The 24,823-nt window shown below is 65.0% G+C and carries 20 protein-coding genes and 1 pseudogene; 13 read left to right on the plus strand and 8 right to left on the minus strand.

The features are described 5' to 3' along the window. Window positions 1-105: 105 nt before the first annotated feature. Window positions 106-702, plus strand: coding sequence for a DUF308 domain-containing protein (locus tag GRS80_RS16605; protein ID WP_160048534.1), 597 nt, complete (start codon window positions 106-108; stop codon window positions 700-702). A gap of 25 nt (window positions 703-727) precedes the next feature. On the opposite strand, the gene GRS80_RS16610 is transcribed toward GRS80_RS16605, so the two are convergent. From GRS80_RS16610 to GRS80_RS16630, 5 genes are read right to left on the minus strand one after another with little or no spacing between them, the layout of a single operon-like run. Further along, window positions 728-1,462, minus strand: coding sequence for an ATP-binding cassette domain-containing protein (locus GRS80_RS16610; protein WP_149080658.1), 735 nt, complete (start codon window positions 1,460-1,462; stop codon window positions 728-730). Beyond that, window positions 1,459-2,232, minus strand: coding sequence for an ABC transporter ATP-binding protein (locus GRS80_RS16615; protein WP_160048535.1), 774 nt, complete (start codon window positions 2,230-2,232; stop codon window positions 1,459-1,461). The genes GRS80_RS16610 and GRS80_RS16615 overlap by 4 nt, the downstream gene beginning before the upstream one ends. A 1-nt stretch (window position 2,233) precedes the next feature. Then, on the minus strand, window positions 2,234-3,385 hold the full coding sequence (locus GRS80_RS16620; protein ID WP_160048536.1) for a branched-chain amino acid ABC transporter permease: 1,152 nt from the start codon (window positions 3,383-3,385) through the stop codon (window positions 2,234-2,236). After that, entirely contained in the window at window positions 3,382-4,314 is a 933-nt protein-coding gene (locus tag GRS80_RS16625) for a branched-chain amino acid ABC transporter permease (protein WP_160048537.1), read from the minus strand. The genes GRS80_RS16620 and GRS80_RS16625 overlap by 4 nt, the downstream gene beginning before the upstream one ends. Window positions 4,315-4,323: 9 nt before the next feature. Then, window positions 4,324-5,658 carry an ABC transporter substrate-binding protein gene (locus tag GRS80_RS16630; RefSeq protein WP_235019775.1) on the minus strand — a complete coding sequence of 445 codons (1,335 nt, stop codon included), beginning with the start codon at window positions 5,656-5,658 and terminating at the stop codon, window positions 4,324-4,326. A gap of 367 nt (window positions 5,659-6,025) precedes the next feature. Between GRS80_RS16630 and GRS80_RS16635 the strand changes: the two genes are divergently transcribed. The 3 genes from GRS80_RS16635 (at window position 6,026) to GRS80_RS16645 (ending at window position 11,197) form a co-directional block, all read left to right on the plus strand. Beyond that, a complete protein-coding gene (locus GRS80_RS16635; protein WP_160048538.1) occupies window positions 6,026-6,328 on the plus strand; it encodes a hypothetical protein in 303 nt (100 codons plus the stop codon). 137 nt (window positions 6,329-6,465) lie between these two features. Then, entirely contained in the window at window positions 6,466-10,038 is a 3,573-nt protein-coding gene (smc, locus tag GRS80_RS16640) for a chromosome segregation protein SMC (RefSeq protein ID WP_160048539.1), read from the plus strand. Next, window positions 10,031-11,197 (plus strand): ScpA family protein, encoded by a 1,167-nt coding sequence (locus tag GRS80_RS16645; RefSeq protein ID WP_160048540.1) that lies wholly within the window; start codon window positions 10,031-10,033, stop codon window positions 11,195-11,197. Before smc ends, GRS80_RS16645 begins: the two co-directional genes overlap by 8 nt. 33 nt (window positions 11,198-11,230) lie before the next feature. Here GRS80_RS16645 and GRS80_RS16650 read toward each other — a convergent pair whose 3' ends face one another. Beyond that, a complete protein-coding gene (locus GRS80_RS16650) occupies window positions 11,231-11,779 on the minus strand; it encodes a hypothetical protein (RefSeq protein WP_160048541.1) in 549 nt (182 codons plus the stop codon). A gap of 143 nt (window positions 11,780-11,922) precedes the next feature. Here GRS80_RS16650 and GRS80_RS16655 point away from each other — a divergent pair, with 143 nt between their 5' ends. The 3 genes from GRS80_RS16655 (at window position 11,923) to GRS80_RS16665 (ending at window position 16,774) form a co-directional block, all read left to right on the plus strand. Continuing rightward, window positions 11,923-12,543, plus strand: coding sequence for a hypothetical protein (locus GRS80_RS16655; RefSeq protein WP_160048542.1), 621 nt, complete (start codon window positions 11,923-11,925; stop codon window positions 12,541-12,543). Between the two features lie 148 nt (window positions 12,544-12,691). Next, entirely contained in the window at window positions 12,692-14,134 is a 1,443-nt protein-coding gene (locus GRS80_RS16660) for an MATE family efflux transporter (protein WP_160048543.1), read from the plus strand. 60 nt (window positions 14,135-14,194) lie between these two features. Further along, the gene (locus GRS80_RS16665; protein ID WP_343161615.1) at window positions 14,195-16,774 is read left to right on the plus strand and encodes a cation-translocating P-type ATPase; all 2,580 of its coding nucleotides are present in this window, start codon (window positions 14,195-14,197) and stop codon (window positions 16,772-16,774) included. Between the two features lie 43 nt (window positions 16,775-16,817). Here GRS80_RS16665 and GRS80_RS16670 read toward each other — a convergent pair whose 3' ends face one another. Beyond that, complete coding sequence (locus GRS80_RS16670; protein WP_343161616.1) at window positions 16,818-17,516, minus strand: phosphoribosyltransferase; 699 nt, start codon at window positions 17,514-17,516, stop codon at window positions 16,818-16,820. Window positions 17,517-17,720: 204 nt separating this feature from the next. Between GRS80_RS16670 and thiC the strand changes: the two genes are divergently transcribed. The 6 genes and pseudogenes from thiC (at window position 17,721) to GRS80_RS16700 (ending at window position 22,647) form a co-directional block, all read left to right on the plus strand. Continuing rightward, the gene (gene thiC / locus GRS80_RS16675) at window positions 17,721-19,175 is read left to right on the plus strand and encodes a phosphomethylpyrimidine synthase ThiC (RefSeq protein WP_160048544.1); all 1,455 of its coding nucleotides are present in this window, start codon (window positions 17,721-17,723) and stop codon (window positions 19,173-19,175) included. A gap of 74 nt (window positions 19,176-19,249) precedes the next feature. Then, window positions 19,250-20,107, plus strand: a complete 858-nt coding sequence (locus tag GRS80_RS16680; protein WP_160048545.1) for a hypothetical protein — start codon at window positions 19,250-19,252, stop codon at window positions 20,105-20,107. A gap of 69 nt (window positions 20,108-20,176) precedes the next feature. Further along, window positions 20,177-21,076, plus strand: a complete 900-nt coding sequence (locus GRS80_RS16685; protein WP_160048546.1) for a PhzF family phenazine biosynthesis protein — start codon at window positions 20,177-20,179, stop codon at window positions 21,074-21,076. A 250-nt stretch (window positions 21,077-21,326) separates the two neighbouring features. Continuing rightward, window positions 21,327-21,539 (plus strand): annotated as a pseudogene (locus GRS80_RS16690) (PH domain-containing protein); the annotation flags it as partial. Between the two features lie 26 nt (window positions 21,540-21,565). Further along, complete coding sequence (locus tag GRS80_RS16695) at window positions 21,566-21,940, plus strand: cyclophilin-like family protein (protein ID WP_160048547.1); 375 nt, start codon at window positions 21,566-21,568, stop codon at window positions 21,938-21,940. A gap of 167 nt (window positions 21,941-22,107) precedes the next feature. Beyond that, entirely contained in the window at window positions 22,108-22,647 is a 540-nt protein-coding gene (locus tag GRS80_RS16700) for a hypothetical protein (RefSeq protein WP_160048548.1), read from the plus strand. Between the two features lie 40 nt (window positions 22,648-22,687). Here GRS80_RS16700 and infB read toward each other — a convergent pair whose 3' ends face one another. Further along, a complete protein-coding gene (infB, locus tag GRS80_RS16705; RefSeq protein ID WP_160048549.1) occupies window positions 22,688-24,493 on the minus strand; it encodes a translation initiation factor IF-2 in 1,806 nt (601 codons plus the stop codon). Window positions 24,494-24,823: the final 330 nt, after the last annotated feature.

Here is a 24,823-nt window from a genome sequence, read left to right on the forward strand (position 1 = left end):
ACCACGTTGTTCCCGATGTTTTGGACCGATCAATCGGTCAGACCTACTATAAATTCGCAAAATAGGTTTATCTATTGACAGGCCGTATGTGGTATCGGTGTTCTTATGAACGCAGTTACAGCAACCGACGAATCGTACGGCTACTCCCTCGAGCGTGGATGGCGGACCCTCGCGATCGCTGGCGGCGTGGTTGGCCTCATCGGCCTCCTCGCGGTCGCGTTTCCGCTGGTAACGGGTCTCTCGGTAACGATCGGCCTCGGCATGCTCCTCATCCTCGGCGGGATCGTCCACGGCGCACACGCGTTTACCGCACGCGGGTGGAGCGGATCGCTCTGGCAGGTCGCCCTCGGCGTCGTCTCGGTCCTCGCAGGGGTAATCTTGCTCGTGAACCCGGTGGTCGGACTCGTGACCCTCACGGCTCTGGCGATCGCGTATCTGTTGGTCGACGCCGTCGCCGAACTGTGGATGGCGATGCGAATGGACGACCAGCCCGGCCGAGCGTCGGTCGCAGTCAGCGGACTGCTCTCACTCGTCCTCGCCGGCCTCCTCTGGTTTGGATTTCCCGCCGACGCGGCCTGGGCGATCGGCGTTCTCGTCGGTGTCGGCCTCCTCGCGACCGGTCTCTCGATGGTCGTCGTCGCGATTACCGGCCGAAACGCGGCGCAAACGGCATCCACCGCGGCCGAACCACGGAGTACGTGATCTTCGTTTTTCATCGTCGACCGCGTTACTCACCGCCGCCTTGCATCAGTAGCTGAATCTCCTCGTTCTCGGCGAGTACCTCGGGATCACCGCTATCGACGATCTCGCCGCGTTCGATCACGTACATCCGGTCGACGATTTCGGGGACGTGACTCGCGTTCGACTCCGCAACCAACACCGAGATCTCCCTGTCGATGATCTCCCGAATGTAGCGTTTGAGGTTCTCGACGACGACGGGGGCCAGTCCCTCGAGCGGCTCGTCGAGCAAGAGCAGATCCGGCTGGAGCGCCAGCGCACGGCCGATCGCAGTCATCTTCCCTTGCCCGCCGCTCAAGTTCTGCACTTCGGCGTTACGTCGGTTCTCGAGTTCGGTAAAGAGGTCGAAGACGTCCTCGACGACGGCCTCCTCGTCCTCGATGTCGCGGGCGTCGCCGGAGGTCCAGATCGGGAGCCGGAAGTTCTCCTCGACGGTCATCCCCGTAAAGAGATCACGGTTTTCCGGCTGGTAGCCGATGCCGCGTTTCGGAATCAGTTCCGCACGGCGGTCGATCAGTTCCTCCCCTTTGAACCGGACCGACCCGTTCGCGACGGGCGTCAGACCCATGATCGAGCGAAACGTCGACGTCTTGCCCGCACCGTTTCGTCCGACCAGTGCGACCGCCTCGCCCTCGCGAACCTCAAGATCGATACCGTGGGTCACCTCGAACCCCTCGACTAACGCCGAGAGATTCGACACCTCGAGGAGGGGATCGGACGTCATTCGTCCACCCCCAGGAGGACCCGCCGGAGGTCGGGATCGGTCTCGAGCAGGTCGGGATCGCCCTCCCTGAAAATCTGTCCGTCGTGGAGCACGACGAGCCGGTCTGCGTACTCCTTGACGAGATCCATGTCGTGTTCGATAGTGACCGTCGTGACGCTCTCGGCTTCGCTGGCCTCGACGATCGTCTCGATCACGTACTCTTTCTCCTGGGTGGCCACCCCCGACGTCGGCTCGTCGAGCAACAGGTACTGTGGATCGAGCGCGAACGACATCGCGACGTCGAGCAGCTTCCGATCGCCGTGGGGGAGCGTCTCGGCGATCTCGTCTTCGATCCCCTCGAGGCGAAAGTCCGCCAGGAGGTCGTCGACCTGTCGCTCGACGTCTTCGTGTCCGTCGTCGCGAGAGCGCATGCTCAGCGTCTTCCCGTGACGAGAGAGTGCTGCGGTGCGGACGTTCTCTCTGACCGTCATCTCCTCGAAGACGTGAACGATCTGGAAGCTCCTGACCAGCCCGGCTTTGACCCGCTTCTCGGGAGCCATCCCGGTAATATCGCGTTCGACCGTCGAGCCGTTCTGCTCGCGGTGGACGACGACTTCGCCCCGATCGGGCTCGAGCAGCCCGGTCAAGAGGTTCACGAGCGTGGTCTTCCCAGCACCGTTCGGGCCGACGATGAAGACCCGTTCGCCCTCCGTTTCGCCGAACCGAACCGAGACGTCGTCGGTGGCGCGCAGTTCGCCGAACTCCTTTCGTAACTCGCGTGCTTCGAGCATCTCATTTCACCCCGAATACGATGATTCGAACCGTCGTCGTAGCGCGGTCGACGCCCTCTCGAACGGCCGCTGTGGCGCTGTGGACGTCCTCCTGTAACCGTCCCGGCTCCCGAACTCTGCCGGCGACCCAGGCGTTGAAATCCGGGAGCGAGCCGACGATCCCCTTCGGCATGAAGAAGACGATCGCCAGCAAGACGAGGCCGGTCAGCGCGTGGTAGTACTCGACCCAGAACCGGGCGGCCTCGAGCAGGTAGACGAGGATGATGCCGCCGATCAGCGGCCCGACGAGCGTCGTGAAGCCGCCGAGGATTGCCATGAACAGGATCTCGCCGGAGACGAAGACGTACAGCGTCGGCTCGGGCTGGACGTGAAGCCGAAGCAAAGCGTAGACGCCGCCGGCGAACGCGCCGTACAGTCCGGAGATGGTAAACGAGAGCCAGACGTACTTCTCGACGGGAATGCCGATGAATCTGGCTCGCGTCCGATCCTGTCCGATCGCGTCGAGCGCCCGGCCGAACGGCGAGTTGATCAGCTTCCACATCGCCAGTAGCATGACGAGCATGAGCACGATCGTCGTGTAGTAGAGCACGAGATCGTAGCCGAGCGTCGTCCACTCGAGGAAGAACAACGTGGGCCTGTCGCCACCGATCCGGACCTGGAGGCCGTCGTTGTAGTTGAAGAAGCCGCTCCGGAAGACGGTGGCGAACAGTACCTGGTTGAACGCGAGCGTCAGCAGGGCGAAGTAGATGTCGACGTAGCCGGCGACGAAGTAGCCGATGACGACGGCGAGCGTCGTGCCGACGATCACCGCCCTGAGGAGCAACAACAGCCCCTCGGAGACGTTGTAGTGGGCGGCCAGCACGGCGACGCCGTAGGCGCCGCCGCCGAAGAAGGCAGCGTGGCCGAACGAGACGAGTTCGGTGTGGCGCAACAACAGATTGAGACCGACGGCCGCGAGGCCGAACAAGATCCCCCGGAACAGCCGTTCCCAGGAGAGGCCGACGAGACCGGCCAGGAAGGGAAGGGCAAACAGACCCACGAGACCGAGGAACGCGAACACCGTCTGGAGCGGCGTCAGGCCGAGCCCGCGCGTCAGCGGAATCCGAACCACGGTCTGACCGTCGCGGTCCTCGACCAGCGGGAAGCGACTCATTCGATCTCACCCCACGTTCCGAACAGCCCTTCCGGTTTGACCAACAGAATCGCGAGCATCACCGCGAACGGCGCGGCCAACTCGACGGGCGGATACTGCCAGATCGCCCACCGGCTGATGACGCCGACGAGCAACGCGCCGACGAACGCCCCCTTCAGACTCCCGAGACCGCCGATGACGATGACGACGAACGACAGCACCAGAGGGTCCAGCCCCATCTCGAGGAAGGCGGTGCCGGGGCCGATCGAGACCATCGCGCCGCCGAAGCCCGCGAAGAACGCGCCCATCGCGAAGACGAGCGTGAACGTGCGGTCCGTGCTGACGCCGATCGCGGTCGCCATGTCGCGGTTGATCGCGGTCGCACGGACGATGCGACCCGTCTTCGACCGGTCGAAGAACCAGACGAGCCAGAGAAACACGGCGAGGCCGACGACCATCACGACGACGTTGTAGCTGGGGTAGCCGAATCCCACCAGTTCGGTCGTCGGAACCCGATTGAGCGCGCTGTAGACGCCCGGATCGACCGGCGTCGCGCCCCAGCCGAGCTTCATCACGTCGACGAAGATCAACAGCAACGCGTAGGTCAACAGGAGCTGATAGACTTCGTCGCGCTCGTAGATCGGCCGCACGAACACCGACTCGACGATCGCCCCGACCGGCAAGAGGACGGCGGCGGCCGCGAGTGAGCCGAGCAGGACGACCACCGCGAAGACGAGCGCCGAGACCGGGCCAGCGGGGCTCGCGACGAGCCCGGTGAGGTAGCCGACGATCGTGAACGTCACGAACGCACCGAGCGCGTAGAGTTCGCCATGGGCGAGGTTGAGGACCCCTAACACGCCGAAGATGATCGTCAGCCCCGACGCGATCATAAACAGGATGAACCCGTAGTAGAGCCCGTTGAGCGTGTGGGTGACGAACGATTCGATCATCTGTCACGATCACCAGCTCTCGATCCAGTCCAGGGAGGTCTGTCCCTGCGGCGGCGAGACGTTCTTGGCCGCGTAGACGTTGACGTCCTCGATGACTGCGGCGTCGTACTCGTCGGACCACGCGAGTTCGCCGAAGTGGGCGTTCGAGTATCCCTGGTGGTCCGGGCCGATGGTGTGGTAGCCTGCCGGCGTGAAGAAGCCGTGATTGGTGAGTATCTCGGCGAGTTCGTCCTGCTCGGGCCAGCGACCGAGCAGCCTGACGGCTTTCTCGGCCGCGGTCGCCCACGCGGTCACCGCGCCGTAGCCGCTCATGAAGTGGGCCGTCGGAAGGACGCCGTACTCGTCCTGTACCTCCTCGAGTAGTTCCTCACCGGGACTCCAGCGCTCCGTGTCCGGCTGGTCCCAGTAGAAGTTCCGCGATCCGGCCCGAATCGGTCCGTCCGTGAGGTCCTCGCTCAGGTCGTTCGCCGATCCGTACAGCACCGGACCGACCAGTAACTCCACGTTGTCGAACATCCCGGCACCGTGGCCCTGTTCGAGCAGGAGCGTCGCGTCGCCACCCCAGCAACTCGAGAACAACACGTCCGGCTCCTCGCTGTTGACCTCCTCGATGTGTGTCGACATGTCGTCGGTCCCGAGGTCCGGAAAGCCCTCATAGGCCAGCTCCGCACCAGCTAACTGTTCGATTCCGGCGGCGAAGATCTCCTGTTCGTCGAACCCGAAGGCGTAGCCCGGGTTGATCCCCGCGTACGTATCTATCTCGTCTTCGCCGAGCAACTCGACCGCCTCGATCGCCGCGGCCAGCGCCTCCATCACGTCGTGGTTCTGGAACCGAAACGAGTACTGGTTGTCCTCGGGCGGGTGGTCCTCCTCGTACAGCGTCGTCACCGTTCCGTCGGTCGCGACGTTGATCACCCCCTGGTCGTTGATCTCCGGCACCATCGCCTCGTGGTTCCCACTCGAGATCGGGCCGAACGTGACGTCCATGCCGTCGTCGACGAACTGCTGGTAGTTCTCCAGCGCTTCTTCCCCTTCCTCGACGACCTCGAGGTCGACCTGGCGGTCCGCGATCCCGCCGTTGTCGTTGATCCGCCGAACGGCGGTTTCGGCACCGTACTGGGCTTGCACGCCGAGAACCGCCGGCGCTCCCTCGAGAAAGGTCTGGAGACCCGCCTCGATCGGCTCGTCGGGAACCTCGGCGTCCTCGATCGGATCGTCCTCCTCCTGAAGGAGGTCACTACAGCCCGCGAGCGCAACGGCAAGCGCAGTGCCACCGACTGCTTTCATCACCGTTCGTCTGTCCATACCCCCTTCCGTCGAACCTGCGGTTGGATCAGTCGTCATAGCCAGATTGCACCGTCCTGTGGCTCGTTCGCCATATCTATGGTACAGATTCACACTGCAAATAGGCAGATGTGTACATGTTAACGCCACCAGATCCACCCTCCGTGCGGGCTACGCCCTTCCGCAGGTTCGCCGACGGGACGGACGCGACAGCGCTAACGGCTGGCGCCAAGAACGTCCCCAGGCTGGCGCCAAGAACGTCCCCATCGTTGCTACGTCGTCGACAGGAATGTCCCCGTCGTTGCTACGTCGTCGCCAGGAGGGTCCAGATCGGTACCACGCCGTCGACAGGAACGTCCTCGTTATTGCCAGCACGACTAGCTGTGTCTGACGTACGTTTATGTGTCAGGGTACGTCCCTAGAGCATATGTCGAACAACCGCGTCGAGCAGCTCGAATCGACGGTCGCGGAACTCGAGTCGACGGTAGACGGTCTGACGAACGAGCTCATCGAAGCGAAAGAACGCATCCGCGTTCTCGAGGCAGAGCTCGATACCGAGACGCCGACCCGCGTCCCGGATCGACGAGACAGCGAATCGGAGGAGTCGACCGACGAGTCAACGCCCGAGGCCGAACCCGACGACGTCGCGGCCGCGACGGCCGACGCCGACGACGGAGTACCCGGTGACGAAGCGGAAGACTCAGGTAGCGACGACATAATTGTCGCGTAACCGCATGCTCGGCCGTCGGGTGCGTGACCGGTGTACTGTCGGTCGCGGACGCTCACACGGCCGACGAACCACCGCGTCACGGACGTCCGTGGCCGACGAACCGCCGTGAGCGTTCCGACGGAGGTCTCGAGGAGGAAATGTACATCAAAGCAGTCGTTCTGGACAAGTTCAAGAGCTTCGGCCGGAAGACGAAGATTCCGTTCTACGAGGACTTTACGGTCGTCACCGGCCCAAACGGCTCCGGCAAGTCGAACATCATCGACGCCGTCCTCTTCGCGCTCGGACTCGCCCGCACCCGCGGAATCCGCGCCGAGAAACTGACCGACCTCATCTACAACCCCGGTCACGAGGACGGCGAGCGAAGCGGTGGCCCACGCGAAGCGACCGTTGAGGTCGTCCTCGACAACGAAGACGAGACGCTCACCCGCTCGCAGGTCGTCAACGCCGCCGGCAGCGAGGACGTCGGCGACGTCGACGAGATTCGCATCCGCCGGCGGGTCAAAGAGACCGAGGACAACTACTACTCTTACTACTACCTGAACGACCGCTCGGTCAACCTCTCTGACATCCAGGACCTGCTCGCACAGGCTGGCGTCACTCCCGAAGGGTACAACGTCGTCATGCAGGGCGACGTCACCGAGATCATCAACATGACCCCCCACGCTCGTCGGGGGATCATCGACGAAATCGCCGGCGTCGCCGAGTTCGACGCCAAAAAAGAGGACGCCTTCGAGGAACTCGAGGTCGTCGAGGAGCGCATCGACGAGGCCGAACTTCGGATCGAGGAGAAACGCGACCGCCTCGGCCAACTCGAAGACGAGCGTCGGATTGCCCTCCGGTATCGCCGGCTTCGCGACGAGAAAGCCGAGTACGAGGGATACAAAAAGGCCAGCGAACTCGAGGAGAAACGAGAGGAACTCGAGGCCGCCGAAGGCCGCGTCGAGAGCCTCGAGGACGACCTCGAGGATCTGCAACGGGAACTCGACGAGCGCCAGGGCACGCTCGTCCGCCTCCAGGAAGACCTCGAGGATTTAAACGCCGAAATCGAGCGAAAAGGCGAGGACGAACAGCTCCGGATCAAAAGCGAGATCGAGGAGATCAAAGGCGACATCTCCCGGCTTGAGGACCGGATCGAGGCCAGCGAGGAACAGATCGAGGAAGCCGAGTCGAACCGCCGTGAGGCGTTCGTCCAGATCGATCGCAAACAAGAGGAGATCACCGACCTCGAGGACGAGATCCGTGAGCACAAACTCGAGAAAGCCTCCATCAAGACCGAAATCGCCGAACGCGAGACGAAACGCGAGGAACTCGAAGCCGAGATCGACTCCGTCGACACCGAGTTCGACGAACTCAAAGCGGATCTCGCCGACCGCAAGTCCGACCTCGAGGAGGCCAAAACCGAGAAGAACGACCTCCAGCGCGAACAGGACCGCCTGCTCGACGAAGCCCGCCGTCGCTCGAACGCCATCAGCGAGAACGAGGGGACGATCGAGAACCGCCGCGAGGAACTTCCGGAACTCGAGAGCCAACGCGGTGACTTAGAACGCGAACTCGAGAAAGCAGAGAAGAACCGCGAGAGCATCGCGAGCGTCGTCGAGGATTTGAAAGGCGAAAAGCGCGGCCTCCAGGGAGACCTCGACGAGATCGACGACGAGCTCCAGGCGAAACAACAGGAGTACGCCGAGCTCGAGGCAAACGCCAGTGAGAGCGGCGACTCCTCGTTCGGTCGTGCGGTGACGACGATCCTCAACTCGGGGATCAACGGGGTCCACGGCGCGGTCGCGCAACTGGGCACCGTCTCCGGCGAGTACGCCGTCGCCTGCGAGACCGCCGCGGGCGGTCGGCTCGCGAACGTCGTCGTCGACGACGACGTCATCGGCCAGCAGTGTATCGAACACCTCAAATCGCGCAACGCCGGGCGGGCGACGTTCCTCCCGCTGACCGACATGCGCGAGCGCGGCCTCCCGAACGCGCCGACCGACCCCGGCGTCGTCGGCTTCGCGTACGACCTGGTCGAGTTCGACCCAGAGTACTCGGGGGTCTTCTCGTACGTTCTCGGTGATACGTTGGTCGTCGAGGACTTAGAGACCGCTCGAGCGTACATGGGAGAGTACCGGATGGTCACCCTAGACGGCGACCTGGTCGAGAAAAGCGGCGCGATGACGGGTGGCTCCGGCGGCGGGTCGCGCTATTCGTTCACCGGTGGCGGCGAGGGCCAACTCGAACGCGTCGCAAAACAGATCACCGAACTCCAGGACGAACGCGACTCGCTACGCGAGGAGCTCCGAGGCGTCGAGGAGCGCCTCGACGACGCCCGCGACCGGAAGACCGACGCCGCCGACGAGGTTCGCTCGATCGAAGCCGAGATCGAGAAACTCGACGATCGGCGCGAATCGATCGAAACGGAGATCGAGACCCTCGAGGCCGACCTCGAGGAGAAACGCGAGGAACGCGAGTCGGTCGACGAGCGGATGAACGAGATCTCGACTGCGATCGAAGAGCAGACGGCCGAGATCGAAGAGATCGAGGCCGACATCGACGATCTCGAGGCAGAGCTCGCCGACTCGAAGATTCCCGAACTCACCGCCGAAATCGACGACCTCGAGGCCGAAATCGACGAGCGTGAGGGCCGGATCGACGAGATCGACGGGACGTTGAACGAACTGGGCCTCGAGAAGGAGTACGCCGAAGACGCGATCGAGGACCTCCACGACGACATCGAGACCGCCCAAAACCGGGTGGCAGAACACGAAGAACGGATCGACGACTGCGAGAAGGCTATCGACGACAAACGCGACCTCCTCGAGGAAAAACGCGAGGCTGTCGCGGGTCTCGAGGAGGAACTCACCGAGTTGAAAGCCGACCGAAGCGAGTTGAAAGACGAACTCGCGGACGCGAGGACGGCCCGTGACCAGCAACAGGACCGGGTAAACGCCGTCGAGAGCAAACTCGGGGACAAGCGCACGCGCGTCTCCGACCTCGAGTGGGAGATCGAGAGTCTCGAGGGCGAGGTCGGCGACTACGACCCCGAAGACGTGCCGGATCACGACACCGTCCTCGAGATGATCGAGTTGCTCGAGGCGGACATGGAGACACTGGAGCCGGTCAACATGCTCGCGATCGACGAGTACGACGAGGTGCGCTCAGATCTCGGCGATCTCGAGGAGGGTCGCGACACCTTAGTCGAGGAAGCCGACGGCATTCGAGACCGGATCGACCGGTACGAGTCCCAGAAGAAGCGGACGTTCATGGACGCCTACGACGCGATCTCGGCACACTTCACGGAGATATTCGAGAAGCTCTCGGAGGGGACCGGAACCCTCCATCTCGAGGACGACGACGATCCGTTCGAGGGCGGGCTGACGATGAAAGCCCAGCCGGGCGACAAGCCGATCCAGCGTCTGGATGCGATGTCCGGCGGGGAGAAGTCCCTGACTGCTCTCGCCTTTATCTTCGCGATCCAGCGACACAACCCCGCGCCGTTCTACGCGTTAGACGAAGTCGACGCCTTCCTCGATGCCGTCAACGCCGAGCGGATCGGCGAGATGGTCGAGGAACTGGCCGATCAGGCGCAGTTCGTCGTCGTCTCCCACCGCTCGGCGATGCTCGAGCGCTCCCAGCGGGCGATCGGGGTGACGATGCAACAGGACAACGTGAGCGCGGTCACCGGCATCGACCTGAGTAGTGAGGAGGTGCCGGCTGATGACTAGCGAGGAGAGCGAGGCGCGAAGCGTTCGAGAATCGCAAAGCGATTCTCGCAGCCCATCAGAAGTGCTTCGCACTTCTGAGGACGCCTCGAAAAAGGCGAACGGGGAGCAAAGCGACCCGCGAGAGAGCGAGGCGAGCCACGAGCAGTTCTACCGCGAGGTCCGAACCGATGGCGGCGACGACGACATCCCGCTGAACATCGTCGGCCACGGAGACCGGGAACGTCCGTCGAGTGACTCCGAGCCGTCGAACGACGACGGCACCGTCCTCGAGTTCTCGGAGGGCGACGTCGGCGGCGATTCCGACGACGACACAGCCGACGCGGGTGACGATTCCGACGACGGCGACGAGGAGGTCGAACCCGTCGAACTCCTCGTCCAACTCGCGAAAGACGGCGAGATCGATCCGTGGGACATCGACGTCGTACAGGTCACCGACAAGTTCCTCGAGGCGCTAGACGACGCAGATCTGCGGACCTCGGGACGGGCGCTGTTCTACGCGAGCGTGCTCCTGCGGATGAAAAGCGACGAACTGTTCGCGCCCGACGAACCCGAGGAGGAGGAACTGCCGCCGTGGGAGGCACCGTTCGCCGACGACGCGGGTGGACCGATGGACGGTGGTGAAGACGGGGACCATCCGCCGGGGTTCGACCCCGTCGAGAACCTCGAGGCGGAGATGGAACGCCGCCTCGAGCGCAAACACGCCCGCGGGAAACCCGAGACGCTCGACGAACTCGTCCGCGAACTCAGAAACGCCGAACGTGGCACCTGGTGGAAGGAGTCCCGGAGTTACGACACGAGCGACTCGCCGCGGGGGTACGACCGCGGCGTCCAGGAGCTGTCCTACCACGCCGAAGACGAGTTCCGCGTCGACGACGAGCCGACGAGCGACGACGTCACGCACACGACCCACGAGGAGGACATCGAGACCGTCATCGACCGCGTCGACGCCGCGCTCGAAGAACAGTACGAGAACGGACGCGCCGAAGTGCTGTACGCCGAGATCGACGAGGTCGGCGGCTCGCGCGTGATGACCTACCTCGCGTTGCTCTTTCTCGCCCACCGCGGCCGAATCGAACTCGAGCAAGACGAACTGTTCGGCGATCTCTGGATCCAGCGGCCGACGCTCGAGGCCGAGGCCGGAGAGGCGGTCGCGGACTGAACGGCTTTTCCGTAGGGATCGTCAGCTGTCGACTCACCCACTCCAGGAGCGGTAGAGCCGTCTCGCGACGACACCGATCCCGACGTAGCCGACGATCGTCGTGATCAACTCGCCGAGGACGGGTATCGCGGACACGATGGCGAGGACGAGGGCCCCGACCAGTGCCGTTCCGGCACCGACCGCTCCGTGGCCGCCGGTCAAGAGATCACCGACCCAGACGACCGCCACCGCGAGGCCGACGACGCCGACGCAGAAGAGGACGATCAGCCCAGGGATCGTGACGATCAACCCGATGATCGTGATCGCGAACAAAAAGAGCACGATCGGGCCGCCGATCCCAGCCAGCAGTCCCCAGAGGAGACCGCGAATCGGCTCCTCGTGGAGTTCGGTAACGGTCTCGCGGGCGTAGCGCGGTCCGATTCCGACCAGCGCGACGCCGAGAATCGCGTAGATAACTAGCGAAACGAGAAACTGGAGCGCGAACTCGAGGGCAGGCTCGGACGTTCCCTGGGCGCTCACGCCGGCGGGGAACACCGCGAGCGCGAGGAAGCCACTGACGGCGAGCGTACGGAGGGAGGGCATCGGTCGGTTCTCGAACCGATGGCACAAAGTGATTTCGTCACGGCTCGACTCCTGTACGCTCGCGAAACCGGGGAGGGCGAGCCGGTCAGGGCGTCGTCGGAACTATTATCTCTCGCGGCGCGGTCGTATCGAGTGATACAGCGATGACACGGCCGGGCCGACAGCCGAGCGCAGGGGAAGGGCTTCGCCGCCTCGCGAATCAGATCGGGTTCGCGCTACTGTGGTGTTGGATCCTCGTCTCCGTGCTGTTCGTGCCGGGATTTTTCGGTTACCCGTGGGTCGGCGGACTCCTGTTTCTCGTCGGGCTGGTCGTCTGCTGGCAGGCCGCGACGGCCTCGAGCGACCCCGTGTACACGATCGGGACGAAACGGGCGGTCCGGACGGGCCGCGTCAACGCCCCGGACGTCGCCTGCGACGAGTGCGGAGAGCCCGCCGACGGGGGAGAGTACCGCCGGTACGAAAAACGGCGCGTCCTGTTCGGGTCGACGATCGCCGTCCTGGAATCGGGCGAGAACGTCTACTGTGAGGGGTGTGCGGTCGATCCACGCGATCGGTTCGCGGACGCGGGTTCTACCGACGTCATCCACGAGAACTCCGCGGCCGATGGTCGGTCGCGGCCCGGTGATCGGTCGTCGGACGCCAACGGTCACGCGCCACGATTCGGTGACGGCCCACCACACTCCGACGACGCACCACCGCGCTCCGAAACCGGTCCAGACCACGGATCGACGGCACCGCCCGACCGCGAGTTCGACCAGTCGTGACCCTCGGACGGGGCGCTGTGGCGATCCACGAGCCGAATCGATCCGGTGGGACTCGAGTAGAATCGAGCATAGTGTTCGAAGTCGGCCTCGACGAGTGTGATATCACATCTCACGAGATGTCAAGTGCATCCAGTGATACTGCTGAGATATGTCCTCCGGTGCGGAGTCGGCCGAGAGCAATCTCACGGAGGGATCGCTCGTCCGGCCGATGTTCATGCTGGCCTGGCCGCTCGTCGTGATTCAGTTGCTGCAAGTGGCCTACAACGTCGGCGACACGTTCTGGCTGGGCGCGCTCTCGCCCGACGCTGTCGGGGCGATCAGCCTCGCGTTTCCGCTTCTGTTCTTGATGATCGCACTCGGTGGCGGCTTTACGACCGCAGGGGCGATCCTCATCGCCCAGCATACGGGTGCCGAGAGCGGCGACGACGGCTTGATCGCCGGCCAGACGCTCTCGTTCGTCTCGCTGGTCGCGATCGGTCTCGGCATCGTCGGCTTCGTCGCGACCGATCCGATGCTCGCGCTCCTGCCGGCACAGGGCGACACGGAGGCCGCGATCGTTCCCCTCGCCGCCGACTACCTTCGGATCTTCTTCCTCGGACTCCCGTTCGTCTTCGGCTTTTTCGTCTTCGTCTCGCTCATGCGCGGCTTCGGCAACACTCGCGCGCCGATGCGCGTGATGGCCGTCAGCGTCGTCATCAACCTCGTCATCGACCCGATTCTGATCTTCGGCGTCGGTCCGGTCCCCCGCCTCGAGGTCGCCGGCGCGGCGGTCGCGACCGTCATCTCCAGGGGCGTCGCGACGGGGATCGGCTTCTACCTGCTGTACTACACCGACGTCGGCCCCGACATCCAGCCCGAGCACCTCAAGCCGCGCCTCGAGTACGTCAGCAAAATCACGCACCTTGGCGTGCCGACGTCGATCGAGCAGTCGATGACGGCGCTCGCGCTGGTCGCGATGACGGCGATCGTCGTGACGTTCCCGCCGGCCGTCGTGGCGGCCTACGGGCTGGGCAATCGGCTGATCTCGCTTGCGTTCCTGCCGGCGATGGGGATGGGCCAGGCGATGGACTCGATCGTCGGCCAGAACCTCGGTGCGGACAGACCCGAGCGAGCGGAGCGAGCCACGTGGCTCGGGGCGGCCGTGGTCGGTGCCATCATGGCCGTCGCGGGGCTCGTGGCCTTCCTCTTCCCGGAGCCGTTCGTCTCGGTGTTCATGACGGCCGACGAAGCCGGCCGCGCGGAGACGATCGCCCACGGCGTCGACTACCTCCGGATCGCCGCGTTCGCGTTCGTCTTCATGGGCGTCCTCCAGGTGATCCTGGGTGCGTTCCGTGGCGCGGGGAACACGAAGACGGCACTGGTTTTCGCCGTGCTCGGGCTGTGGATCGTCCGGCTCCCGATCACCGCCTACCTCGTCTTCGTCGCCGGCTGGGGGGAGACCGGCATCTGGCTCGGCGTCGTCGTCGGCGACCTCGTGGGTGCGCTCACCGCGACCGCCTGGTTCACCCGCGGCACGTGGAAAAGCTCGATACTCGAGGACGGCGACCGCGGCGAGCCCGCCACACCCGACGGCGAGTCGATCGCGGAGTAATCCACCTCGATTTCGGTGGGTGACGGTCACGGTTATTGCCCTCGAGCGCGGACGTCCGACGTGGACGACCGCCAGCCAGAACGACGATGTTCGCTCTGTCGAGCGCCGCTTTCCGACTCGACGACCGCAGTCGAGACAGCGGCAGGCACGCGATTCTGTTCGACCGGTTGTCTGGCCGTCGACGACGCGCTCCCGGCACGTTCGGACGAGCGAGCGGCGTCGACGACCGTCGGGGACGACGAGAGTACGCGAGATGACCACCTCGAGCGAACACACCTTCGGATCGACGGGATGCACTCGGCGACCTGCGAGACGTACCTCGAGTCGGTCGCCGAAGGGATCGAGAGCGTCGAACGCGCCGAAGCGAGCTACGTCGCGGAAGCACTCTACGTCGACCACGACCCCGACCGGATCTCCGAGACCGAACTCGAGCGCGCGGTGAGTCGACTGGGGTACACCGCCTACCGGCGTGAAGAGGCAAACCCCGAAGATCGGGAGGCAAGCGGTGGCGGTGTCGTCGGCGAATCGACCGGCGGAACCCGGCGATCACGCGAGATGAGCGGCGTCCGAAAGCGCCGGAGCGACGACATTCTCGAGATGCGGTACGTCGCTGGCGTCGTCTTCGGTACGTTCCTGCTGGTCCCGTACGCGGCGGTGTTCTACCCCGTCTACCTCTCGGCGTACTCGAGTCGGGGCGTGCTGGCTCACTACCAGGACGCGTTCACGTCCCTCGAAGGGGGCGTGTTTCTCCCGGTGTTGTTCGTGCTGACCGGCGCGGTGTTGCTGTTAACCGGCTGGCCCCTCCTTCGCGGGGCGTACGTCGGCCTGAAGCTGCGCCAGCCGAACGCCCACCTGCTCGCCGCGCTCACCATCCTCGCTGCGTACGCCTACGGCACGCTCTCGCTCGCGTTCGGACGGATCGACGTCTACTACGACCTGACGATCGTCGTCGCCGCGCTGGTGATGGCCGCCGTCTTCGCCGACGCGATGGTCAAACGACGCGCGATGGATCGACTCGTCGATCTGACTATTTCCCAGGTCGACGAGGCGCGGCGACTCGAGGCGGACGGATCGATGCGATCGGTTCCGGTCGGGGAACTCGAGCCCGGCGACCGGGTCCTCGTCCGCGAAGGCGAACGAATTCCAGTCGACGGCGTCCTGCTCGAGAGTGAGTGTACCGTCGACGAAGCGGTCGTCACGGGGGAGTCCTTACCGGTGGCAGTGGAACCGGGTGAGACGGTGGTCGGCGGCTCGCTCGTCGTCGACGGGAGTGCAGTGATCGACGTGGGCGGAGAACCGACGAGCCGACTCGAGCAGCTCACGGAGACCGTCTGGAACGTCCAGAGTGCGACACACGGGATGACACGCCACGGCAACGCGCTCGCAGCGAAGGTCGCACCAGCCGTCATCGGCGTGGCGATCCTCGCGGGCGTCGTCGGCTACGGGGTCGGCGGGGGTGCGACCGGCGCCACGGCGGCGGTGCTCCTGACGGTCGTCGCCGCGAGCCCGTGGGCGCTCGCACTCGCAACACCGGTCTCCGTCGCCGCAAGCGTCCACGAGGCGCTCGAACGGGGGATCGTCGTCTTCGACGAGACCGTCTTCGAACGGATTCGAGACGTCGACGTCGTCGTCTTCGACAAGACGGGGACGCTGACGACCGGCGAGATGACCGTCCGCGAAACCGACCTGTCGGACGACCTCCTCGTTGGGGCGGCGGCGCTCGAGCGACACTCGTCGCACCCGGTGGCCGAAGCGATCGTCGACGCTGCCGACGACGGGCCAGGCCCACGAGACGGACGGAGCCGGCGAGCAGCGACCGAATCGCCGCGATCGGACGGCGGCTCGAGCGAGGAATCCGACGCGGCGGCACCCGGTGTGGGCGACGGGAAGCCGGCGACGGACGTTCGCGAGTTTCGGAGCCACGCGACCGGCGTCGAAGGGATCGTCGCAGGCGACCGAGTCGTCGTCGGTCACCCCGACCTCGTGGGAGAACGGACGGGCGGGCTCGAGCCCGCCCTGGAAGAGCGGATCGAACGAGAGCGCGAAAACGGCGGACTACCGGTGGTCGTCGGCCGCGACGGTCGCGTCGAGGGGCTGATCGTCGTCGGCGACGAGCCGCGAGCGGACTGGGAGCGGACGGTCACGAGTCTCCACGAACGCGGCGTCGACGTCGTCGTGTTGACCGGAGACGCCGAGACGGCGGCCGGACACTTCGTGGACCACCCCTGCGTCGATCACGTCTTTGCGGCCGTTCCGCCGGGCGGAAAGACGGCTGCGGTCGAACGGCTCAAAGGAGAGGGACGGGTCGCGATGGTCGGCGACGGAACGAACGACGCCCCGGCGCTGGCCGAGGCGGACCTCGGCGTCTCGCTCGGCAGCGGAACCGCACTGGCGTCCGACGCCGCCGATCTCGCGATCGTCGACGAGGAACTCGCGGGCGTCGAGCGCGCCTTCGATCTCGCGACCGCTGCGCGCGGTCGGCTCAGACAAAATCTTGGGTTGGCGCTCCTCTACAACGCCATCGCGATCCCGATCGCGGTCGCTGGCCTGTTAAACCCGCTGTTCGCGACGGCCGCAGCAGTCGTGACCGCCGCGTTCGTCGCCGCTAACGCGTCCAGATCGCTCGTCGGCGGCGCGTGAGACGCCAGGTCGTCCGTCCGGTCGCTCACGATACCGGCGGTGTTTACCCCTCGAGTAACGCCCACTCGTCGGGGCGTCGCATCTCGACGAGATCACGCCGTTCCATCTCCGAGAGGACCTCCGGGACCCGGTTTGGCTGGGCGATCTCCATCTCGATGCGCTCGATACTGTGATACTCGGCGAGGAAGTGACGGATCTCCTCCTGGGAGAACGTCTCCTGGTCGGCCCGCTCCATCGCCCCGATGATCAGATCGATCATGTCCTCGATGAAGTTCCACGGGTAGACGATCCACGTCCACTCCTCTAACCGTTCGCCGACGTAGTCGGGCTCGAACTCGCTCGTCTGGAGGAGTTGAAGCGTCGCGGTGCGGACTTCCTCGGCGCCGCGGTCGTCGACGTACTCGTAGGCGCGCTCGATCGAGCCGCCGGTGTCGGCGATATCGTCGATGATGAGGACGTCTTTTCCCTCGACGCTGCCCTCCGGCATGGGATAGCGGACTGTCGGTTCGCCGGTCTTCTCGGCGGTACCGACGTAGTGTTCCATCTTCAGGCTCGTCAGGTCGTCGAGCCCCAGGAAATCACAGAGACACCGGCCCGCGAACCACCCGCCGCGTGCGAGGGCAACGACGACGTCCGGCTCGAACTCGTCGTGACGAACCTCGTCGCTGACGTCCCGACAGAGGCTGTAAATGTACTCCCAGTTCGTGATCGTACAGTCGAAATCGTCCGGTAACTCGGACACTGGTGGCCACCTATTCGAGTGAGGGGTCGCGATCGATATAAGTGGGCTGAATACGCGCCGTTTCTCGACCCGGCGATACCGGATAACTACCGCTGCTCGAACGGAACCGACACGACGATTGTCCGGGGGTGATCGAGCGTCCTCGTTTTCGCCTCGAGACGACGAGATAACTATTTATAACTCGATCATACAACCTAGTTATCGATGGCGAACACGCAGATCGCAGCGGCTCGAGACGGAATCGTTACCGAGGAGATCCAACGCGTCGCGGAACGCGAGAACCGCGATCCGGAGTTCGTCCGTGAACAGGTCGCCCAGGGGCAGGCCGTTATCCCGGCGAACCGGAACCACGACGCGCTGGACGCGATGATCATCGGCCGGGAGTTCGCGACGAAGGTCAACGCCAACATCGGCAACAGCGAGACCACGAGCGACCTCGAGACCGAGCTAGAAAAGCTCCACACGGCGGTCCACTACGGCGCGGACACGGTGATGGATCTCGGGACGGGCAGCGACTTGGACGAGATTCGCGAGGCACACGTCGAGCACTCGCCGGTCCCGCTCGGGACGGTGCCGCTGTACGAGGCCGTCAAGCAGGCGGGGAGTCCCGAGGATATCACGACGGAGCTGTTACTCGAGGTGATCGAGAAGCAGGCCGAACAGGGGGTCGACTACATGACGATCCACGCCGGCATTCTCGCCGAACACCTCCCGCTGACCGACGGCCGGAAGACGGGCATCGTCTCGCGGGGCGGCTCGATCATGGCGAAGTGGATGGAAGAACACGGCGAGCAGAACCCGCTGTTCCAGGTCTACGACGAAATCTGTGCGATCTTCGCCGAACACGACGTCACCTTCAGCCTCGGGGACAGCCTGCGGCCGGGGTCGCTGGCCGACGCCTGCGACGAGGCCCAGTACGCCGAACTCGACACGCTCGGGGAACTCACGCGCCGCGCGTGGGAGTACGACGTCCAGGTGATGGTCGAGGGGCCGGGCCACGTCCCGATGCACAAGGTCGCCGAGAACGTCGAGCGCCAGCAGGAGGTCTGTGACGGTGCGCCCTTTTACGTCCTCGGCCCGCTCGTGACCGACGTCGCGCCCGGCTACGACCACATCACGAGCGCGATCGGCGCCGCGATGGCCGCCCAGGCCGGCGCGGCGATGCTCTGTTACGTGACCCCGAAAGAACACCTCGGTCTGCCCGACGAGGCGGACGTCCGCGACGGCCTCGCAGCGTACCGGATCGCCGCCCATGCCGGCGACGTGGCCAACGGTCTGCCGGGCGCTCGAGACTGGGACGACGCGCTCTCGGAGGCCCGCTACGAGTTCGACTGGCGCGAGCAGTTCCGCCTCGCGCTCGACCCCGACCGCGCCCGGGAGTATCACGACCAGACCTTGCCCGGAGACAACTACAAGGAGGCGCGCTTTTGCTCGATGTGCGGCGTCGAGTTCTGTTCGATGCGGATCGACCAAGACGCCCGTGACGTCGCGGATGGCGAGATGAAACACCTCGAGACGACGACGGATCTCGAGGCGTCGCCCGCGGCGGAGGTGAATCTGCCGCCAGTTGGCACGCACGACACGAGTACGACGCCGGAGGGCGGTTTGGACGACGACCCGAACGAAGACGTCCCACTCGAGAGTCCGAGCGACGACTGATCGCACCCGCAACCCGTCTCGTCGTCACCTGAACGTGAGAAAACGTTAACAGGAGTCCGCCTCGAGAAGTCGATATGCAACGGCGCGCCCTCCACGCCGCCATCGCGGTCGCCGTCGGAATCGCTCACGCCGCCCTCGTCGTCGGCGTCGCACTCAGACTGGGGTACGACACCGGCCCGACGCTCGCCGCACCGCTCGAGTCGGCCGTTCGTTACGGCGGCCTGATCGCGCTCGGCGCGGTCCCGATCTGGCTCGCCCTCGAGGATCGGCTCGTCGTCCCCCTGCTCGTCGTCGGTCTGCTGGCGGGACTCGCACTCTACTGGGAACTCACGCCGCCCGCACCGACGTTTCAGGACGTCGCGGAGATCGAGCCCGCGATCGACGAACCGACCGGCCACACCGTCGTCAGCGACGGACTGTACCTCACCCGCTACACGTCCGCCTGGTACGCGTGGCTCGCGGGCGTCGTCCTCGCCGGATTCTGGGAACACGTCGTTCGCGCACGGACTGCGTGGCTTCCCGATCCGCGCCGCGACCTCCCGATCCCGAGCGATCGGCGTGGGGCAGCAGCGCTCGCCGTGGCCGCCGGTGTCGTCCACGTCCTCGCGTCGCTGGGAATCGCCAGTCAGTGGGGAATGACCGGCCCATCCGGGGTATACGTCTGGGGCGCAGTCGGCGGCGTCGTCGTCCTTGCCGTCCCTGTGTACCTGCTCCTTCGTTACGATCTAGTCCTGCCGATGGCCGCCGCAGTCGTCCTGTTCGTCAACAGCGTCCACTCCCAGCAGTACGTGGGCGGGCCGGGCGACCCCCACGTCCTGTACGTCGGGGCGTGGTTCGTCTTCCTGGGAATCACCCTGTTCGTCAGCACGCTCGAGTACGGCGTGGGCCGCCTGTGGACGCGCCGATCCGGCGGCTCGAGCGCGACGACGTAGCCATCCGCCGTCGCCCGGGGAGGTCCACGAAGTGAAAAGAGCGAAGGGCGTTCCGTCTCATCACCGCGTATGCACACGACTCGGATCGTCCAGGTCGACGCGTTCACCGACGAGCCGTGTACCGGCAATCCCGCGGGCGTCGTCCCCGACGCGGACGGCCTCTCCGAAAGCCAGATGCAGGCGATCGCCAACGAGATGGCCGTTAGCGAGACCGCCTTCCTGCGGGAGAGCGACGACGCCGACCGTCGGATCCGGTATTTCACGCCGAGCCAGGAGGTCGACCTTTGCGGGCACGCGACGATCGGCTCGTTCGCCCACCTCCACGAGGATGGCCTCGAGCCGGGGACGACCACGCTCGAGACCAACGTCGGCGTCCTCGAGATCGACGTCGCCGTGGACGGCACGGTCTGGATGACCCAGGACGCGCCGGCCGTCCACGAGGTCGACGTCGGCTACGGCCGGGTCGCCGACGCGCTCGGGGTCGGCCGGGCCGCGCTCGAGGGCGCAAGCGCCGACCTCCCGCTGGCGGTGGCGTCGACCGGACTCCCCTTCCTGATTGCACCGATCACGTACCTCTCGGACGTCGGGAGTGCGCGACCGGATATGGCCGCACTCGCGGAACTCGCCGACGACGTCGATGCCGCCGGCGTCTACCTCTTCTCGTTCGACGCACTCGAGGCCGAGTCGACGCTCCACGGGCGGATGTTCGCACCCGGTGCCGGCGTTCCGGAGGATCCCGTGACGGGAACGGCAAGCGGCGCAGTCTGTGCGTATCTCGACCACTTCGGCGCGTTCGACGACGACACGCCCGAGGAGATGCGCCTCGAGCAAGGCCACTACGTCGACCGACCCGGGATCGTCCGCGTCCGCCTCGAGTCGAAAGTACGCGTGGGTGGTCGTGGCGTCACCGTCCTCGACGGCTCGCTGGTCGTCCCCGAGGATGACGAAGACGAGATACTCGAGGCGTGAGACGGACCGCGATGAGTCGGTACCGGTCGATCGCAGACCGGGTGCAATCGGCCGGGAATCAGTCATCGCAGACCGTATGAGACGGTCTACTAGACGGCGGTTTCGGTGGATCGTGGCCCGAACGACAGCCCCTCCGGGACACGGGGTCATAGGGATTATCGTAGGAGTTCATCGTTTCCCAGTGAAGAACCGAGAGACAGTGCCGAAAGAGAGGATTCGAAACCGGTGGTTGGCTACGATAATCCCTATCAGTAGCTCACTCGTTCCCTGGGAACGGGTCGACGACGTTGGGCTGACCGACGACGAGCTCGTCCTCGAGCAACGTCTGTGGCCGAGTCTGCGGTGCGATCGCTCGGTGATCGACGATCCCGAGGCCGTCCTCGAGGGGATCGACCGCGCCCGCGAGCGAGCGCGGACGACTTCGCCCGCGGATCCGGCTACGGAACCCGACCGCCGGCGTTGAAGTAACTCGCGTTCGTCGGCCCCGCTATGGCCGATCTTCGCGTCACCGTCGACGAACTCGAACTCGAGGCAAACTGGACCGACGACGCGCCCGAGACGCGACGGGCGGTCGAGGACGCGATCCCGCTTTCCGGGGATGCCGTCCGCTGGGGTGAGGAACTCTACTTCGACGTCCCGGTCGACGCTCCGGCGGAGAACGCCAGGGAGGCAGTTCCGGAGGGAACGATCGCCTACTGGCCGCTCGGGAGCAAGCTGTGTCTGTTCTGGGGCGAGACGCCCGCGAGCGTGGATGGCGAGCCCCGTGCGGCCTCGCCGGTCAACGTCGTCGCCCGACTCTCAGATACGTCGGCGCTCGAGGAACTCGACGGCGGGGCACGGGTTCGACTCGAGCAGCTTGGGTGACGGAGACCTGTCCACCGGCCAGGCCGACGGACAACGCGACGCGGCCGGAAACCCGTCGCCGAATCGACCGGTCCGTCGACCCGAGCGTCGGAACGAGCGCCGACTCTCATAGTGCGTGGACAATTGCATCCAGGTGTGTTTACTCCGCCGTAACAGTATCTTACCTGATGAATCGGCGGAGGTTTTTGGCCGTTTCCGGTGCCGGATTGCTTACGGCCGGCGGGGTCGCCCACGTCGCATCACCGTCGTCGGTTCGAACGACGACGGCGCGTCTCTCCTACGAGCAGTTGGACGACTACGTACCACAATCGCTCGCCGTCTGTACGCCGTCGGAGGCTGGGTATATCGGCGTGCTCGAGATGTCCCCGGCGGACGCGATCGCCGAGTTCAAACGGCGGGGGTTCTCCGAATACTACCTGTCGTACCTTCACGCGTACGAGCGACACGACGAGATCGTCTACGAACGCGGCAACCTCGTTCGGCTATCCGACGACGGGGACTGGCAGTTACACGCGCGACTGTTTCCACGCGGCGGGCGGACGGAAGTCCGCGGTCACTGGGAACCCAGCGTCCGGAACCGACCGCGAGCGCACGTCGCCGGCGACGATGTCGATCACGAGACAGGGGAAGCGATGATCCGAGCGGAGTTCGACGTGATCGACGAACCGTTTTCCGGCGATCTGTCGATGGACGATCGATGCGGCTGAATTCCACGGGGACCGTTCCACAACACGCTCGAGCGACCGCTTACTTACCCCAGAACGGGTCCCGCTTGCGCTGTTTCTCGAGGTACATGTTCAGCGCCTCGAGTTCGTCACCGGGGATCTCGTCGGTGAGTTCCTGCTCGAGAATTTTCGCGTGTTTCTCGGGGAGACCGGTCCAGAGTTCGTCGTCTTCCTCGATGCCGCGGCCGACCGTTGGGCCGTCGATCGCGACCGAGACTCGATTGCCGGCACGTGCTTCGTCGACGTCCTCTCCCTGTTCCTGGATGCCTTTGACCTGGCCGACGCGTTCCGGATCGTTTCCGTCGAATTTGACGACATTGGTGTTGTTCTGGAGCGTTCCCGAGTTCACTTCGACGCCGACGACGGCCGGATCGTTCTGTCGGAACGTGTGATCGGGCAGGATCCTGAATCGGGCCGGTCGGACGATGTTCTCGAGGATCGTATCCTGCTGGGCGCGCTCGAGTTCGTCGACGAACTCCTCGTACTCCTCGATGAGCTGGTAGATAACCTCGTCGGCGAAGATCCGGACGTCATCTATCTCGGCACGGTCGTGAGCATCGTCGAGAACGTCGACGTTGAAGCCGAGGATAACCTGCTGTTTCTGGTCTTCGGCCGTCGAGGCGACCGAGACGTCCCGCGGGGCGACATCGCCGACCTCTGCGCGGACGATCGGCAACTCGGCTTCGTCCAGCGCATCGGCCATCGCCTCTAAGCTGCCGAGCGTGTCGGCTTTGACGACGACGCCCTGTTCGGCGGTGTCGACGGCGATGTCCGCGAGTTCGGCCTCGACTTCGGTGACGACCTCCGCGAGGTCGCGGTTGCGGACGACCCGGACAGGCGCGCCGGCCATCGCGTCCTCGAGATCGGGTGCGGCGACTTTGATCCCGGCCGCCGCGGAGACCTCGTCGACTTTCTCGAATCGGCTCTCGGTTCGGATCTCCGCGAGCGGTCGGGGCTGCAAGAGCGCCCGAACGTCGGTGACGATCGGGTCGTTCTGGCCACCGACGACGAGTTGGTCGTCCGCGCGAACGGTTCCGTCGTAGAGGACGGTATCGATCGTCGTCCCGAAGCCTTTCTCCTCTTTGACCTCGAGGACGGTGCCGACGCCGGGGCCGGCGACGTCGATCTCCATCTCTTCTTTCATGTAGCGCTGGGAGAGTCCCATCATCACCGCAAGCAGGTCCGGGACGCCCTCGCCGGTCATCGCCGAGACGGGGACGACACCGACGTTTCGCTGGAAGTTTTGGACTCGCCAGTAGAGGTCCGCGGAGAAGCCCTCGTCGGAGAGGTTGCCGATGATCTCGTAGAGGCTCTCGTCGAGGCGGGAACTGACGCGGTCAGACTGGGCTTCGTAGGTCGCGTTGATCGGCGAGTCCTCGTTTACGTTCCAGCCGGGGACAGTGTCGATCTTGTTCGCCGCGACGATAAACGGCGTCTCCGACCGCTTGAGAATGTCCAGCGCCTCGAGGGTCTGTGGCTGGAAGCCGTCGTTGACGTCGACGACGAGGATCGCGATGTCGGCGAGCGCACCGCCGCGGGACCGAAGCGTCGTAAACGAGTGGTGTCCGGGCGTATCGATAAAGAGGAGCCCAGGGAGGTCGAAGTCGTCCGGGTTGACGAGATCACCGGCGATCGTCGAGACGATATCGAGTGGGACTGCGGTGGCTCCGATATGCTGGGTGATCGCGCCTGCTTCGCCCTCGATGACCGCGGAGCCGCGGATCTTGTCGAGGAGACTGGTCTTGCCGTGATCGACGTGCCCGAGGACGGCGACGATCGGCGTTCTGAGGGATGTGGGATCGAGAGTGTCTGCGTCGGGTTCCGACATGGTAAACCACCAGAGAAGGTCTTGTCTAGTTCCTCCGCAGGGCGATAGTTAAACCCATCGTCACGGCGGCGGGAGAAACTCACCACTCGACGCCGACGGGCGATCCGCCAGGCGGTGTCGATGGTCGAACGCGACGGCGAACCAGCGATTCGGTTCGGTCGGCGCGAGTTATACGGTCTGCTGTGAGTCATTTCCGGTGCGACCGCGACCCGTCCTGCGGTCGCACCGGTAAATCGTTACAGCAAACCGTATCAGACGATCGTCGGACGATCCCCGCCTCGAATCGGAGGAGGCGTCGACCGAGGCGAAAACGACCTGTGTGCTGTATAC

The organism is Natrialba sp. INN-245, assembly GCF_009807105.1.
In the GTDB taxonomy this organism is placed as follows: domain Archaea; phylum Halobacteriota; class Halobacteria; order Halobacteriales; family Natrialbaceae; genus Natrarchaeobius; species Natrarchaeobius swarupiae.